12 protein-coding genes are annotated in these 15,727 nt (G+C 42.4%); 10 read left to right on the top strand and 2 right to left on the bottom strand.

What is annotated here, in order from left to right:
- From DXD25_RS03275 to DXD25_RS16905, 4 genes are all read left to right on the top strand, one after another.
- Positions 1–487, top strand: a 487-nt coding sequence (locus DXD25_RS03275; RefSeq protein ID WP_148460934.1) for a relaxase/mobilization nuclease domain-containing protein, incomplete at its 5' end; no start/stop codon positions are given.
- 35 nt (positions 488–522) lie between these two features.
- A complete protein-coding gene (locus DXD25_RS03280; protein ID WP_117661845.1) occupies positions 523–1,257 on the top strand; it encodes a hypothetical protein in 735 nt (244 codons plus the stop codon).
- A gap of 215 nt (positions 1,258–1,472) precedes the next feature.
- Positions 1,473–3,725: an outer membrane beta-barrel family protein gene (locus DXD25_RS03285; protein ID WP_158556279.1), complete on the top strand. Its 2,253-nt coding sequence runs from the start codon at positions 1,473–1,475 to the stop codon at positions 3,723–3,725.
- A gap of 62 nt (positions 3,726–3,787) precedes the next feature.
- Positions 3,788–3,949, top strand: a complete 162-nt coding sequence (locus tag DXD25_RS16905) for a hypothetical protein (RefSeq protein ID WP_187360423.1) — start codon at positions 3,788–3,790, stop codon at positions 3,947–3,949.
- A 255-nt stretch (positions 3,950–4,204) separates the two neighbouring features.
- Here the strand turns inward: DXD25_RS16905 and DXD25_RS03290 are convergent, their stop codons facing one another.
- Together DXD25_RS03290 and DXD25_RS03295 are read right to left on the bottom strand one after the other, a co-directional pair.
- Positions 4,205–4,894 (bottom strand): outer membrane beta-barrel protein, encoded by a 690-nt coding sequence (locus tag DXD25_RS03290; protein WP_117661781.1) that lies wholly within the window; start codon positions 4,892–4,894, stop codon positions 4,205–4,207.
- Positions 4,895–4,928: 34 nt separating this feature from the next.
- Positions 4,929–5,621 carry a hypothetical protein gene (locus tag DXD25_RS03295; protein ID WP_117661782.1) on the bottom strand — a complete coding sequence of 231 codons (693 nt, stop codon included), beginning with the start codon at positions 5,619–5,621 and terminating at the stop codon, positions 4,929–4,931.
- A gap of 260 nt (positions 5,622–5,881) precedes the next feature.
- Here DXD25_RS03295 and DXD25_RS03300 point away from each other — a divergent pair, with 260 nt between their 5' ends.
- From DXD25_RS03300 to DXD25_RS03330, 6 genes are all read left to right on the top strand, one after another.
- Positions 5,882–6,877: a sensor histidine kinase gene (locus DXD25_RS03300; RefSeq protein WP_158556280.1), complete on the top strand. Its 996-nt coding sequence runs from the start codon at positions 5,882–5,884 to the stop codon at positions 6,875–6,877.
- Positions 6,874–7,626 (top strand): LytTR family DNA-binding domain-containing protein, encoded by a 753-nt coding sequence (locus tag DXD25_RS03305; protein ID WP_117661784.1) that lies wholly within the window; start codon positions 6,874–6,876, stop codon positions 7,624–7,626. Before DXD25_RS03300 ends, DXD25_RS03305 begins: the two co-directional genes overlap by 4 nt.
- A gap of 477 nt (positions 7,627–8,103) precedes the next feature.
- Positions 8,104–9,666, top strand: coding sequence for an ATP-binding protein (locus tag DXD25_RS03310; RefSeq protein ID WP_117661785.1), 1,563 nt, complete (start codon positions 8,104–8,106; stop codon positions 9,664–9,666).
- Positions 9,667–9,803: 137 nt separating this feature from the next.
- The gene (locus tag DXD25_RS16910) at positions 9,804–12,164 is read left to right on the top strand and encodes a heparinase II/III family protein (protein ID WP_187360424.1); all 2,361 of its coding nucleotides are present in this window, start codon (positions 9,804–9,806) and stop codon (positions 12,162–12,164) included.
- A gap of 12 nt (positions 12,165–12,176) precedes the next feature.
- Positions 12,177–14,087, top strand: coding sequence for a glycoside hydrolase family 97 protein (locus DXD25_RS03325; protein WP_187360425.1), 1,911 nt, complete (start codon positions 12,177–12,179; stop codon positions 14,085–14,087).
- 155 nt (positions 14,088–14,242) lie between these two features.
- Positions 14,243–15,697 carry a hypothetical protein gene (locus DXD25_RS03330; protein ID WP_147327834.1) on the top strand — a complete coding sequence of 485 codons (1,455 nt, stop codon included), beginning with the start codon at positions 14,243–14,245 and terminating at the stop codon, positions 15,695–15,697.
- The last annotated feature ends 30 nt before the right edge of the window (positions 15,698–15,727 follow it).

The following is a 15,727-nucleotide window of genomic DNA, read 5'->3' on the forward strand; positions in this document are numbered from 1 at the left end:
TACTCGCAAGTTACGCAATGCTGAGCGTGCCAAATACGAGATTCACAATGCCGTCAAGGATGCCTTGAAAGTCACAGGTAGTTGGCAGAAGTTCAAGAATGAACTTGCAAAACGAGGTGTTCACTTAGAGTTTGTCTATAAGGATAAGGAGCGAACCAAGGTTCAAGGCATCCGATTCTGTAAGGACGGATATAGCTTCAAGGGTACGCAGATTAGCCGAGGCTATAGCTTTGGCAAGCTGAATGCAAGGTTTGAGGGAATGGAGAACCATGTATCACCAAAATCCAACTCTACTTTGCAATACGAGCAAGGCTATCACAAGAGCAACCATGAGCCATCCATGTCGGATAGCAGCCAAGACCCTTGGGACGGCATTTCTTCCATTGGACTTTTTGCTTCTGCCAACGCTCAGACCTTTGAGTCTTTCCCAGAGGATGAATCAGCCAAGAAGAAAAAGAAGAAACGCAGAAAAGGCTTTAGCCTTTGATGCAAGTTACAAACCATTCAAACAACAAAAGAAATATGAAAGAAGAACTATTGGAAGCCATCTACGGCACAGTTGAGAGATTGGAGCAGAAAGTCGATGAACTTTCTGACTCCACAAAGAACGCAGGAGCAGAAAACGTTCCTGCAAGTAATGACATAACCAAGTTGGATAAGTCAATCAATGCGATGTTTACCAAGGAAGAGGAAGTCAGAGGTAAAATATCCAAATTAAGAGATGCCATTGTTGTTTTTGTTGACCTTATCAAGGTAGAACTTGGCAAAAATGAGCAGCGAAGCAAGTTCTTTGTTGATGCCATCAAGCTGATGAGACAAGAGAATGATGTTTCCTCGAAGGCATTGCAGGACAAACTTGAAGTGTTGAACAATTCACCTCAAAAGAAGGTTGTAACCCATCGCTTCGAGCCAACCTCAAAGAATGTTCTTCTTTTCATTGGTGGCTTGGCTCTATCCCTTGTCATTTCCATTTGGGGCAATCTCACCCAATGGCGAGATTACCAAGATTGGGAGGAGGCAGACTTGAAATATAGGGCATTGAAGATGGTGCTTTCTACTGATGACCCAAACATTCACTACATTGAAAAGTACTTCTCTATATGTCGAGACGAAAATGTTATAAATAATGTGAGGAATCGTGTTGCTGCTTACGAGGATTCTGTTCGCCACCATTATAAAATGATAGAAATGGCAACATACAAGGATAGTCTTACCAATTGCAAATTACTTGAAATTGAAGGTAAGAATATGCCTTGAAAAGCCAAATAAAGGACTTTTTCTTTATGTAACACAATTTTAATATTTCCGCAAATACGCTGTAATTTTTATATAGTACCTTTGCAACGTCATAATTCCTTATATACTGAGGATTGATAAGAATATAATAGATTAAGCAATAAAAAAATAATTATACAATGAATAATAAGGGGATTTTAACAACGGTCTTGTGCCTATCTGTAATGACCTCGACGATGGCACAGAATATCATGGGAAAAGTAGTGGACACCAAGGGTGAGCCTTTGGCTTTCGCCAATGTGGTGCTCCTAAACCGGCAAGACTCCGCGTTCGTCAAGGGAGCGGTGAGTGGAGAGGATGGTAGCTTCTCAATAGACTCCGTCTGCAATGGCGGAATCATCAAGGTGACATCCGTGGGCTACAAAACCATCTGCAAGGATTGCGAGGGTGAAAATGTGGGTGTCATCAAGATGGAAGAGGACAGCAAGATACTCGGTGAAGTTGTGGTGAAATCATCACGCCCTGTTATTGCCATCAAGGGCAATGCCTTGGTTACTACTGTAGTTAATTCTCAACTGTCTCATGCAGGCACGGCGAACGATGTGTTGCGCCAAGTGCCGATGGTTACTGGCAGGGATGGAAACTTCGAGGTGTTTGGTAAGGGTACGCCGCTCATCTATATCAATGGTCGTCTTGTCCAAGACAAAAATGAACTTGCACAGCTCAATTCACAGGACATCAAGAATGTTGAAGTCATTACAAATCCTGGTTCCAAGTATGATGCCTCCGTCAAGTCTGTCATCCGCATTCGCACCAAGTTGCCACAAGGTGACGGCTTTAGTGGAACACTTCGTGCGCAAAATGGCTTCCGCCACTATTTTTCGAGCATGGAGCAAGCTAACTTGAAATACCGTACGGGTGGACTGGAGTTGTTCACCAATCTCAATTACTATGGCGGCAAATTCTATAGTCATGAGAATACGAACATGGAAACGCAAGGTTCTACTACTTGGCTTCAGAACATAGAGAGCATCAACCGCATGAGAAATAATGAGTTCTTTGGCAAGTTTGGCTTGTCATGGATGATCAATGAACGTCATTCCATCGGTGCTTACTATATGAATGGAGTGGGTTTACAAAAGCCTCATTCAGATTATAGCTCTATATCGTATGCCAATGGTAAATTGGACGATGAGGTTTCCGCTGTGAAAGAGGAGAGAATTCATGCTGTGCCGAAGCACCATGCCAATATCTATTATAATGGTGATGTAGGCAAACTGGGCATTGACTTCAACATGGATTATATGTGGAGAAAGAAGCATGAAAATTCCGATCAGTCTGAGACGAATATGAATCAGCAGAAGAATTTGGTGGCATCCACAAGCATTGGACACTCACGGATGTTTGCGGAAAAGTTGGTGTTGAGCTATCCTTTGTGGAAAGGACAAATCGAAGTGGGAAATGAATATACAGCCTCTCAGGTGCTGAATGATTTCAATATCAATATGGCAACCATTGGCAACAGCAATACCAAGAGTGACGAGAAGAACATGGCTGGTTTCTTCTCCATCGGTCAACAGTTTGGGAAAATCGCAGTAGAGGCAGGTCTTCGCTATGAGCATGTTCGTTTTAAATATACAGAGGATGGACAACTCAAGGAAGATAAGAGCAAGACTTACAACAACGTGTTCCCTTCACTCGCCATTTCTACAGAGATAGGTAAGACACAATGGGCATTGAGCTACAACAGCAAGATGCAGCGTCCATCATACGATGACCTTGATGGAACACTCAACTATGTCAATCGCTTGACCTTGCAAAGTGGTAATCCTTATCTTTCTCCTGTCAAGATTCATTCCGTGGAGTTGATGGGTGCTTGGAAGCAATTCTTTGCAAAGGTATCATACGAGTACAAGAAGAATGCCATCATCAACGAATCGAAACCATACGGCGAGGATGGAGAAATGAAGTTGCTCACGATGGAGAATACGCCAAAGATACAAGAGTTGCAGGCTTTTCTTGGCGCACAATTCCAAATCGGATTTTGGCAACCAAAGGTAAATGCCGGCATCATCAAACAGTGGTTCACTGGGGAATATCTGGGTGAACGCAAGTCCTTCTATAATCCATTAGCTGTAGTACAGTTTCAGAATGCCATCCATTTACCAGGCGACATCTGGATGAACATAGACATAGAATGGAACAGCCGTGGTAACAAGGAAAATATGAAACTCAGTTCTTCCTCATACCTCAATGCCAAACTTTACAAGGCTTTTTGCAGAAATCGTTTCTCGGTTACGCTCGAAGGTAACGACATCTTCAACAAGAGCAATCGTGACGTACAATTCTACAACAAGGATGTTACGCTTTGGCAAAGCATCACAAACGACAGCCGTTCCTTGCTCTTGACATTGCAGTATAACTTCAATACATCAAGAAGCAGATACAAGGGACAAGGTGCTGGTAAAGAGGAGTTGAATCGCTTCTAAAGATAAAAAGAGGTATCCGAAAATCTTAAAAAGAGTAGGAATATTTCGTAATTTTATACATTATGGAAACAAACATTGTATTGAAGCTCTCAGAGAAAATAGAGCTTTGTGGATTAGAGGACGAGTGCATTGTCCTTGAAGACGAACACGCCGATGACATTTATGGTGGAAAGTTTGTCTGCTTTGGCAGTTACAACAACTGCTTATTTGGCAATTGTGCCTAAAATGGTACTTAGTATGTTTTTGAGAGTTGGCCTTTTGTGCCTTGTTTGACATAAAAAGTCACAGGGACAAAATACTCCTATACTGCAAAAGTATATGAAAGCCGATGTCAGGATCATCGTAAGCAACAAAACGTTGTGGCAGCAGGTATTTGGATAATTCTAGTAAGCAAATATAAAAAATGACACTTTGTGGTTATTCTTTACAAGAATTGCCACAAAGTGTCTTCATTGTTGTTGTAAAATCAAGGAGAACCACTATAATGTATATCCCAATGTCAGATGATAGCTGTGGTTCTTGAATTTAAACTGAGGTGACTTGTCAAGAAAACCACGAGAATAGCCTAATGTTACAGCATAACGATTGGCATAAACAAACTTTCCTTCAATTAAGCCTCCAACATCCCATCGCTTATAACCATCAAGGCGATTGGTATTATGTTGATAGTTGTTGAAGCTGTTCCATTTGAAGCTATTTCCTGAGTTTTCACCAGTATTCTCTGTTACATTCTCCTTGATAGATACCATGGAAAATCTACCATATGCACCAACTGATGGAATGAAATGCAATTTTTCACCCAAAGTGAAGTCATATCCAAACTTGACTGGAATTTGGATAGATACTTCTCTTGAATTTACCGAAGGGAATGCAGCTGTTAGTCCACCATTATAAAGATAGTCCGACATGGCGGTATAGCTACCTGCCGTCATCAAGAAGTCTATTCCTGAAGAATAGACAAACTTCTTGCTTGTTTCATAGGATACACCAACACCTACACTAGCACCCATTTTCATTTTTCTATCTTGGGCAGCATAGGATTTTCCACCAGCAAAACCAGATAAGTTTGCACCAGTATGTACATCTACTTTGACTCCCTGTTGTGCCATGCTGCACAAAGGAAAAAGGCTTGCCATAATAGCAAGACTTATTAATGCAATTTTTTTCATTTTATTATGTTGCTATTTTTACTTTTAAAATATATTATAAATAATATCCAATGCCTATAAATACCTCATCTCCTCTTTTCTTTTTCTCAAATTCTATATGCGTGTTTCCTAAGTACGCATTTCTAGCACTTCCGTAGATGTCAAGGTTGGAAAAGGTGTATCCTAAAGTAAATTTCCATCTGTCACTGACAAGATTGGCTGAAACACTTGTCTCATGATAAAATGGCGTTCCGCTTTTTATGTTCTTTATATCTATTGGCGAATATGAATCTGGTAGTTGCCCATTGTCAGGCTGGGGATATGCATGCCCTTTTGTGAAATGATTAAGAGGTAAAAGAATTCCATACTCCATTCTAAATATCAACTTATCTCCAACGTTATCAAGTTTTATAGATGGAGCGCATAGGTGGATAGATGGATGTAAGATAAATTGATACATAAATGTGGAATATTCGTCAAGTTCATATTTACCTTCGGGGCATACTATGTGTAGGCTTTCATCTTGCTTACACGGATTGAGAAATTTCATCCCTACATTTATGCCAAGGAAAGAAATAGGATTATATTCCCCTTGTACTTCCAAGAACCAAGTATTGTAATTCGCGCCTAACCCTGCATTTAAATTTACGCAGAAGTGATGTACAGGTTCATCCATCTCTTTCTTGTTCTGGCAAAGTGCTGCCGTTGTAGTGAGAAGTGCGATACCTATAAAAAACATTCTTAGCATATTCTGAATTTTTGATTTAACCTAAACTTTTCGAGTGCAAAAATATTAAGATATTTCAGACTATGCAAGTACAATCATCGTGATTCGGAGAAATTGAGGTGTGAATCACTCAAAACAACAGATGAACCTTATCTTACTATGCTATGAATGGTTTATAAGCGAAAATAGCGGATTCATGAGCGTTTTTTCGTCATTCATGGTTCTTACTATTGTCTATCTCGAAAAAAAACACTAAATTTGCAAGCAAAAAAATGAGTTATATGAAGAAATATCATAGTCTTATAAAGAATTGGTTCATCATATCCATCGCTACATGCATCTTTTCCTACTTGCTATGGGCACTGATGGACTTTGATACGTTTGTGGGTACAGGTGTCACTTTCAAGGACTTGTGCTTCGACATAGTATATTGTTCTTTTTATACATTATTCTCTTTGTGGATTTCTATTTCTTTGGGTAACATTTTTGTTAAAAACAAGATAAGCTATCCTCGCTTTGCCACCCATATTCTATTGTTGCTGCTAGCCAATTCTGTTTGGGCTGTGGCATTTGAAAACATATTTGATAATCTTTGGCATGCTGGGAACGATGTGTATTGGGACAGATTATATATTTTTGGATTAATCGCCACATTGCTGACCATGGTGAATGCGTGCCTATATTATTGTTCCATCCTCATCAGAAAAGAGAAGGAAACCGTAGTGCTTACCAATAATCTCTTGCGTCAGCAGATGAATCCGCATTTCATATTCAACAGCATCAACACGTTGGCAGACTTGATTGAGGAGAATCCTGTACAGGCAGAAAGTTTCACTCTGAAATTCTCAGAAATCTATAGATATGTAGTCACACATCTGGATGATGAGACGGTGCCAGTACATGAAGAGATTCATTTCGTGAAGAACTATTGTGAGCTTCAAGAGATAAGTTCTCCTCATACCATACATGTGGAAATTGCCGAAGAACTGGAAATATGCAAGAATAAGACCTTGCCATTGGCGATACAAATGATGGTAGAGAATGCGATAAAGCATAACTGTCATACCAAGGAAAGACCGCTTTTTATCTCAGTGTATTGTCATGGCGAATATATTATCGTTAGAAATGTAGTGAATCCGATAAAGAGCACTTTACCTACAACACAAAAGGGATTGTCAAACTTGCGTCTGCGCTATAGTCTATTAGGAAAGGAACTAGTCGTTAGTAACGACAATAAATATTTTGAAGTTAAACTTCCAATCTTATCAAAATCATGAAAGTTTTAATCATAGAAGACGAAGAACGTGGCTTTTCAAGACTGAAACGCCTCTTGCAAAACATAGACAACTCTATGGAAATACAAGGACCGTTAACAACAATGAGAGCGGTCATCGACTATCTGCAAAATCCGCATGACGAGGATGTAATCTTTGCGGATATTAGACTGGGCGATGGTGATGTGTTCGAGGCTTTCTTGGAGATAGCCCCAACTTCGCCTGTGATATTCACCACGGCTTATAATGAATATGCCTTGGAAGCATTCAAGAGCAATGGCATCGCCTATCTTCAGAAACCGATATTGCCAGAAGAATTGGAGAAAGCTCTAATAAAGGCTAAAGCCCTGTGCAATAAAATCATAGATTACTCAGCTCTGATGGAGAAAATGGGGATGGCAACAGGCAAGAAATGGAGAGACCATTTCCTTGTGCATATCTATGATGGCTTCAAACTTGTCAAGACAACTGACATTAGTTATTTCTTATCAGAGAATGGTGTCGTTAGGGCATACCTTAGTGATGGTAATTCTGTACCCATCAACCAATCTTTGAATGACTTGGAGCTGCAATTAAATCCCAATTTGTTCTTCCGTGTCAGCCGCCAATATATGGTAAATATCGAGCGCATAGACAAACTCACCAATTTCTTCAAATACAAAATGACCATTAGCCTTCATGGATTTCCTGAGTTGCGAATTGTGGTCAGCAAAGACAAAATCATGCAATTGAAGAATTGGCTCGACAGATGAAGACAAGAATTGACTTGATGTTTTTTCGCACAACTATATAAAAAAAGAAGTTTCACTGTGGTACATATTGAAGGGAGGCGTACCACGGTGAAAATTATGGAAACAGACAATATACATTAAATTTGGATTCACTGATGTTTCTAATCTCAAATTACTTGCGAAGCAAGGTTTTACTATAAAAAGTTCTAATTTCCATAAAATTCCTCTTGTAAATCATTGGATATTTAGAAAAATATCGTATCTTTGTCCCCGAATTGAGGCGTTCTTTGCATATTGCAAAATACAGAAACGAGCAGAAGTCCGCTCGTTTCCATATTGTTACCTATATAATATAGGCAAACGCCCAACTTCTTGATTTTCAATCAAAGTCCAATTTAGAGCGAGTTAGAAATATTAACATTGAAATTTTTCGATGAAACCTTTGCGTATATGCATTTTTCTTCGTAACTTCGCAGCGGAATATAAAGAAGGAAAACAATGGAAGAGATTAGAAAATATCCGGTGGGCATACAAACCTTCTCTGAGATACGAGAAGAAAACTATGTGTATGTGGATAAAACTAAGTATATTGTAGATTTCGTAAGAAATGGATCCAAATATCTGTTTCTGAGTCGCCCAAGACGATTCGGAAAGTCTCTTTTTGTCTCTACGCTTCAGGCTTATTTTGAAGGAAGAAAGAATCTGTTTGATGGGCTTGCCCTTGGGGATTATGAGAAGGAATGGGTAAAGTATCCAGTTTTTCATTTTGATATGAGTACGGCAAAGCACATGAATCCTGCTGACTTAATCAATGAATTGGAAGGTAAGCTAAGCCAGCTGGAACAAATCTATGGTACGGAAGATTGGGCTATTAAGACTAACCAGCGTTTGGAATGTCTGGTAAAACGTGCTTATAAGCAGACGGGACAGAAGGTAGTCATTCTCATCGATGAGTATGATGCTCCATTGCTGGATGTCGTGCATGAGAAGGAAAATCTGGTAGAACTCCGTTTGATCATGAAGAACTTCTATAGCCCTATAAAATACTTGGACCCTTGGTTGCGTTTCGTTTTTATTACTGGTATTACCAAGTTCTCTCAATTAAGTATCTTTAGTGAAATCAACAACCTGGATAATATCAGCATGTTCGACCAGTATTCTGCTATCTGCGGTATCAGTAAGGCGGAACTTCTGAATGATATGAAGCCAGATGTGGAGTTGTTGGCAAAGCATTTAGGCAGAACCTTTGAAGAGACAATAGGTGAACTGACGTCATATTATGATGGCTATCATTTCAGTGATCATTCTGAAGATATATTCAATCCTTTCAGTCTTGTGAAGGCCTTGAAGAACAAAAAGGTTTCGGCTTATTGGTTCAGTTCCGGTACGCCAAGTTATCTCATCAAGACTTTGCAGAAGTATCATGTGGGAGTAATGGATATAGAGCAGAAAAGTGTAGGGGTTGATGACTTTGATGTTTCGCCAGAGCAGATGACTTCAGCACTTCCTTTGCTCTACCAGAGTGGTTATCTTACCATCAAGAAGTATAATCCGCTATTGCAATGCTATCAGCTGGACTATCCTAACAGGGAAGTGCGCATAGGAATGTTGAAATCGCTGGCGCCAAACTATCTGTCTCCAATTCAATTGGATAATAATAGTTTTATCTTTGCCTTTTTGGAACAGCTCTATGGCAACAACATGGATGGCGCCCTTCAGAAGATGCAAGCTTATCTTGCTAGTATCTCCAACCGTCTGTCTAATAAAAACGAGAAAGATTTTCAAACGGTGTTCTATCTCATCTTCAACCTCTTGGGTGCTTATATCCTGGTGGAAGAAGATAGTGCAATAGGTAGGGCTGATGCCGTTCTGCACATGCCTGATACTGTGTATGTAATAGAGTTGAAATATGATAAATCGGCGGATGAGGCTTTGAGGCAGATTGACGATAAGGGATATCTGATACCTTATTCGGCAGATGGAAAGCGATTGGTTAAAGTGGGAATTAATTATGATAGCCAAAAGCGAACTATAGGGGATTGGAAGATAGAAGAAACATAAAAATATACAAGATTTTGAAAGAAAGCCTCGGCTACTAAGATGTAGTTGGGGCTTTTTGAAATTTGTTTTTATGCAAATACTACGTATATCCCCCTTTTCAATCGTATTATTAGCAAATAAAACAAAAGAAATATCGCATGAGACAGAAAGTTTTATACATGATTTTAGTGGCTTGCCTGCTCCTGGCTAATGCTTCTGATGGTGTTGCCAAAGGCAGAAAAAAGGCGGAAGACCCAGAGATAACCAAGCTCAAGGGGAAGATAGAAAACGTGATGCAGAAGGTAGATGCGCAGCCCGACTGGCTCTATTCCCGACTGCAGATGTTCTGGAACACCCACGCTTCTGATGTCTTCGTAAATGGTGAAACCTTTGCGAAGGTGGGGGGAGAACGTGCCCCGGAACCCACCGTGAAATATAACGGAACCCGTGGAACGGCTTCGCAATACAATCGTCCCCGTCTGGAAGATATGATTCCTTTCGATGACGATGAATTGGGCAATGTAACCTATGTAAGCAAGGCTTCAGGCAAGATGGAGAAGACTTCGCCAGCCAAGACGGGTTGTAATATCGCCAGCGTAAACCGACAGATTATGGGCATTGCCCGAGATGCTGCCCGCATCTATGCCGCTACCGGCGATATGCGATACGGAATGATGGCAGCTAAGGTTTTCGATGTCTATATGAAAGGCATCGCCTATCGCAATGTGCCTATCGACTTGAACCATGGTCATCAGCAGACACTGGTGGGAATGACTACCTTCGAGGTTATCCACGAGGATATCATCAACGAACTCACCCAGATGTATCCCCTCATCAAACCTCTCGTGAAGGATGACCAAGCCGTTATCGAGGCTGGTTTTAAGAAATGGGCGGAGAACATCATTGCCAATGGTGTGCCTCACAACAACTGGGACTTGTTTCAGGCCGATTTCATCACGAAGATAGCCTTGGTATTGCAAGATAACCAAGCATACGCAGATGGCAAGGGCAAGCAATACTACTTGGATTATATCGTAAATCAAAATAGTATTCGCCAGTGGAGTATGAACAAGCTCATCGACTTCGGCTTTGATGCGAAGAGCAAGACTTGGTATGAATCGCCAGGCTACAGTACCACGGTATTGAGCAGTATCTGTGATTTCGCCAACATGCTCGATGAAAAGGCGGAAATCGATATGTTCAAGCTGCGTCCTATCCTGATTGACGGCGTGAAGACCTCTGCCGAATATCTCTTCCCTAACCGTATGATAGCAGGTTTTGGCGATACCCATCCGAACTATCTGAACCAGGGCGGCATCGATAACATCCTGAAATATGCCACCCGTCATAAGAACAAGAGTCTTATCGCAGATATGAATCTCTTTAAGAGCGCCGTTTCAAGCGATGCTCCGGTATCAGAAATAGAGAAATATACCAGTACGATGTTCTATGCTCCTAATGTATCGTGGATAGCGATACGTACGGGAATGGACAGGCAACACGACCTGATGGCTTCCATCAATGCCAGCCTGGGCAACCACGCCCATGCCAACGGCATCTCTCTGGAGCTTTATGGCAAGGGCTATGTATTGGGGCCTGATGCAGGTATCGGCAAGAATCTCTATAGCGGACTGGATTATTCTGAGTATTATTCCCAGATGCCAGCCCATAACACGGTGGTGGTAGATGGCGTATCGAGCTATCCGGTAATGATGTCGCAGCATGCTTTCAAGATAGTGACTTCATCTCCTGAGGTAAGCGCGGAGAAGCCTGCCAGCAGGAAACTCTCGGAGCAGAAGGAGAAGATGACTTACGCTACAGTAAGCTTTATGGAGCCAGAAACGCAGGCAGAGCAGCAGCGTACCACAGCTATCGTGAAGACCAGCGATAAGGGTGGTTATTACATCGACGTGTTCCGCAGCCGAAAGAAGGAAGGGGGCGACAAGACCCACGATTACTTCTATCATAACCTGGGACAGGAGATGAAGGTGATGGATGCGGCAAGCGGTAAGGCACTCGATATGAAGCCTACCGAGGAACTCGCCTTTGCCGGTGGTCATCTCTATGCTTATTCCTATATATATAATAAGGTGAGTGCCGAAATGACCTCTTCTGTAAAGACCCAGTTTGTAACCAGGATAGAAGATGAGAAGGTGGTGGCAGCGATGGATAACCAGAAGGAGATAACGATGACGATGTGGATGAAGGCGGATGCAAACCGTACCCTCTTCCAGGCGCTCTCTCCTGCCAATCTGGAATACGAGCGTATGCCTAACCAGCCTTATAAGGTAATCGACCAGCCGGTATTGACCTTCGTGGCTCGCCAGAAGGGTGAGGCATGGAATCATCCTTTCGTCTGCGTATATGAACCAAGTTCTGATACAGAACCGGGCGATATAGCATCGGTAGATTATTTTACTCCAAGCGAGCAGGGTGCCGTGGGCATCATCGTGAAACTGAAGGATGGAACCGAGCAGCGCATTGTCTGCTCAGAGAATGGAAAAGTGAAGTTGAATTAAAACAAACAGACAATGAAAAAGATTGTTTTAGCAATTTTGATGATTTTTGCGTTGGTTTCTGCTCATGCTGCAGAAACCTTGCAGTCGCCTAATGGCAAGTATCATTTCGTCTTTGAGCAGAAAGGAGGTCGTCTTGTCTATCATCTAAACTATGCTGATAAGCAAGTGGTTGAGGAAGGCGAACTAGGTGTGAACATCGACAACCATCTGGTAGAGTCAGCGATGGGAATTCCTGTGGATACCAACCGGGTTTGGACCACCGGTATGGAAGTCATCAAGGTGGAGCGTTCTGCCAAGGATGATACTTGGAAACCGGTCTATGGTGAGTATGCAACTATCCGTGACCATTACAATGAGATGACCATCCATTTGATGAAAGGTGGAAAACAAGGAAACTCCAATGATAATGGCTATGACAAACGCCAGCAGTATCTCTTCGATATCATTGTAAGAGCATACGATGAGGGAGTGGCTTTCCGTTATCACTTCCCTGAGGCAACGAATGGATTGTTTATGAATATTACGGAAGACTTGACTTCTTTCCAGTTGGCACCAGGTGCTGAGGCCTATCATTTTGCATGGGCACAAGCTTCTCCTAAGAAAGTAAAACTCTTGAAGAGCGAACCTGTATGGAAGGAAGAATCAGACCGACCTCTGGTCTTGAAGTTGTCGAACGGCATTTATACTTCCATCGGCGAAGCAGCCTTGTCTGATTTTTCACGAGGAAAGTTAAAGTTGGTTGCAGACAATAAACTTCAGATGTCAATGTTTGATACGGCAAGTGTTATCACGGCTTACGACATGCCATGGCGCGTTATCATGGCTGCTGAAAGGGCTATCGACCTGATAAACAACAAGCAGTTGATGCTCAACTTGAACACACCTTGCAAGATAGCTGATACTTCCTGGATTCGTCCAGGTAAGGCATTCCGTGTATGTCGACTGGATATGAAAACGGCTTTGCAGGCTATTGATTTTGCCGTAGATCGCGGATTGCAACACATCGAGTTGGATGCAGGCTGGTATGGACCGGAATGGAAAATGTCTTCATCTGCCCTGAAGGTGTTGGAAACTCGTGACATTGATATGCCTGAGCTATGTAGGCAGGCAAAGAGCAAGGGCATTGGCGTATGGCTTTATGTGAATCAGCGTGCGCTTTCCCAGCAATTGGACAGCATCTTGCCTTTGTATCAGAAGTGGGGCGTCAGCGGCATCAAGTTCGGTTTTGTACAGGTGGGCTCCCAGAAGTGGACAGCCTGGATGCACGATGCCATAAAGAAATGTGCCGATTATCATATCATGGTGGATGTTCACGATGAATATCGTCCTACGGGATGGAGTCGCACTTATCCTAACCTGATGACTCAGGAAGGTATCGGAGGTAATGAGGAAATGCCGAATGCAGAGCACAATGTGATTCTTTCATTCACAAGATTCCTCTGTGGTCCAGCTGATTACACTCCTTGTTATTTCAATGGCAGAGTGAAGAATACGAAGGCTCATCAGTTGGCAATGCCAGTGGTATATTACAGTCCGATTACTTTCCTGTATTGGTACGATTTGCCAAATGTCTACAAGGGCGAGAAGGAATTGGATTTCTGGAAGTATTGTCCTACTGTATGGGATGAGAGCAAGGCTCTGGCTGGCGAGATTGGAGAGTACATCATTCAGGCTCGCCGCACAGGCAATGATTGGTTTGTGGGAGCGATGAATGGCTTGCAGGCTCGTGATATCACCCTCAATACTGCTGATTTCCTGCAGAAAGGCAAGAAATATCGTGTGGAAATCTACAATGATGATCCATTTTTGCAGACCCGCACCAAGGTTTCTTCTACAGTGGTGAATGTCAAGGCGGGCAAGCAGCTGAAGCTTCATCTACAGGCTTCTGGAGGTGCAGCCCTGCGTTTTGTTCCTGTAAGATAACAGATAATTAGTTTTTTAGCGTTATAGTAATTAAAAGTCTCGGTTGCCCATTGGGTGGTCGAGGCTTTTTTCTTGTGGGAATATTTGGCGATTATTACGTATTTATATATCTTTGCACGTATAAAATAAAAGAATCAGATAAATCAAAATAAGCAATGATGAAAACAAGAATAATGATGCGTGTAAGCGTATTGGCTATTGTCTTGGTGATGCAAGGCTTAGTCTCTGTAGTCCATGCCGTAGGTGTGGGAGGCAGTGGAATGTTTCAGTGGTCTGTGGAATTGAGAAGATATATTTCCAATGAAACAGGCAAGGCGCCTGTGGCTTATCTCTGGGTTCCAGAGGGCTGCAAGCAAGTAAAGGCAGTGATGCTCTCGCAGCAGAACATGACAGAGGAGGCTATCTATAAGAACCCTCGTTTTCAGGCAAAGATGAAGAAACTGGGCGTTGCCATGGTATGGGTGGCTCCTGCTTTTAATAACAATTGGGATTCTAACTCTGGTGCACAGAATATCTTTGAGGAATTGATGGCGAATCTTGCTGATAATAGCGGCCATCTCGAGATAGCGAAGGCTCCTATTATTCCTCTGGGACATTCGGCGCAAGCCACGTTCCCCTGGAATTTCGCGGCTTGGAATCCAGACCGCACCCTCTGTATCATTTCCTTCCATGGTGATGCGCCTCGTACCAACCTCTGCGGTTATGGTGCGGCAAACGTAGAGTGGGGACGCAACCGCAACATCGATGGCATTCCTGGCTTGATGGTAGAAGGCGAGTATGAATGGTGGGAGGCTCGTGTGAATCCTGCTCTGGCTTTCCGCATAATGTATCCGGAGAGTTGCATCTCCTTCCTTTGTGATACGGGCAGAGGTCATTTCGACTGTGGTGACAGAACTGCTGATTATATCGCCAAGTTCATTCAGAAATCATTGGAACAGCGCTTGAATGCAGATGGTAGTTTGCGTAAGCTTAATCCGAAGGGTGGCTATCTTGCCGAGCGTTTCCATTCAGATATGATCGGTACGGATGGTGCAGATAAGGGCAAGGCTCCAGAGAATGCCAATACCTCCCGTCCTCAACCGGCTCCTTATGCTCTGTATAAGGGCGACAAGCACGATGCCTTCTGGTATTTTGATAAGGAAATGGCAGAACTCACAGAGGCTCGCTATAAGGAGACCGCAGGCAAGAAGGTGCAGTATGTAGGCTTTGAGTATCAGGGCAATCTGATTTCTTTCAACGAAAAGGCGCAGGGCGGAATGCAAATCAAGATAGAGGATGCTTCTTCAGAGAATTCTTCTTCTGTAAATGCTAATTCCAAGGAAAAGAAGGCTATTCGTATTCATTTGAAGGCTGTTTATACCGATGCCTCCTATAACGTTCTTTCGAGTGTGCATGGCAAGAAGGCTCCTCATATCGAGGTGATCTGCGGACCTTTGAAGAAAATCAACGATACAACCTTCGAGGTTTATCCATACGAGGCTGGTTGGGACAATCCACGTAGAAGTTTTACTGCCTGGTTGGTTGCTGTGGCAGATGCTGATGGTGGATACAAGGGTGCTGTGCAGCCTTTGCGTATCGACCTGCCAGCAAGTCTATGCAGGGGTTTATAAAATGTGTAGTGTAATTTATTCCATAAAGTA

It is taken from the genome of Prevotella sp. TF12-30 (assembly GCF_003436715.1).
Lineage (GTDB): Bacteria > Bacteroidota > Bacteroidia > Bacteroidales > Bacteroidaceae > Prevotella > Prevotella copri_A.

Excerpts from the sequence above, each read along its gene's own strand:
- DXD25_RS16910 (WP_187360424.1), top strand. The coding sequence starts at position 9,804 with ATGAGACAGAAAGTTTTATACATGATTTTAGTGGCTTGCCTGCTCCTG.
- DXD25_RS03310 (WP_117661785.1), top strand. The coding sequence starts at position 8,104 with ATGGAAGAGATTAGAAAATATCCGGTGGGCATACAAACCTTCTCTGAG.
- DXD25_RS16905 (WP_187360423.1), top strand. The coding sequence starts at position 3,788 with ATGGAAACAAACATTGTATTGAAGCTCTCAGAGAAAATAGAGCTTTGT.
- DXD25_RS03295 (WP_117661782.1), bottom strand. The coding sequence starts at position 5,621 with ATGCTAAGAATGTTTTTTATAGGTATCGCACTTCTCACTACAACGGCA.
- DXD25_RS03285 (WP_158556279.1), top strand. The coding sequence starts at position 1,473 with ATGGCACAGAATATCATGGGAAAAGTAGTGGACACCAAGGGTGAGCCT.
- DXD25_RS03325 (WP_187360425.1), top strand. The coding sequence starts at position 12,177 with ATGAAAAAGATTGTTTTAGCAATTTTGATGATTTTTGCGTTGGTTTCT.
- DXD25_RS03305 (WP_117661784.1), top strand. The coding sequence starts at position 6,874 with ATGAAAGTTTTAATCATAGAAGACGAAGAACGTGGCTTTTCAAGACTG.
- DXD25_RS03300 (WP_158556280.1), top strand. The coding sequence starts at position 5,882 with ATGAAGAAATATCATAGTCTTATAAAGAATTGGTTCATCATATCCATC.
- DXD25_RS03280 (WP_117661845.1), top strand. The coding sequence starts at position 523 with ATGAAAGAAGAACTATTGGAAGCCATCTACGGCACAGTTGAGAGATTG.
- DXD25_RS03330 (WP_147327834.1), top strand. The coding sequence starts at position 14,243 with ATGATGAAAACAAGAATAATGATGCGTGTAAGCGTATTGGCTATTGTC.
- DXD25_RS03290 (WP_117661781.1), bottom strand. The coding sequence starts at position 4,894 with ATGAAAAAAATTGCATTAATAAGTCTTGCTATTATGGCAAGCCTTTTT.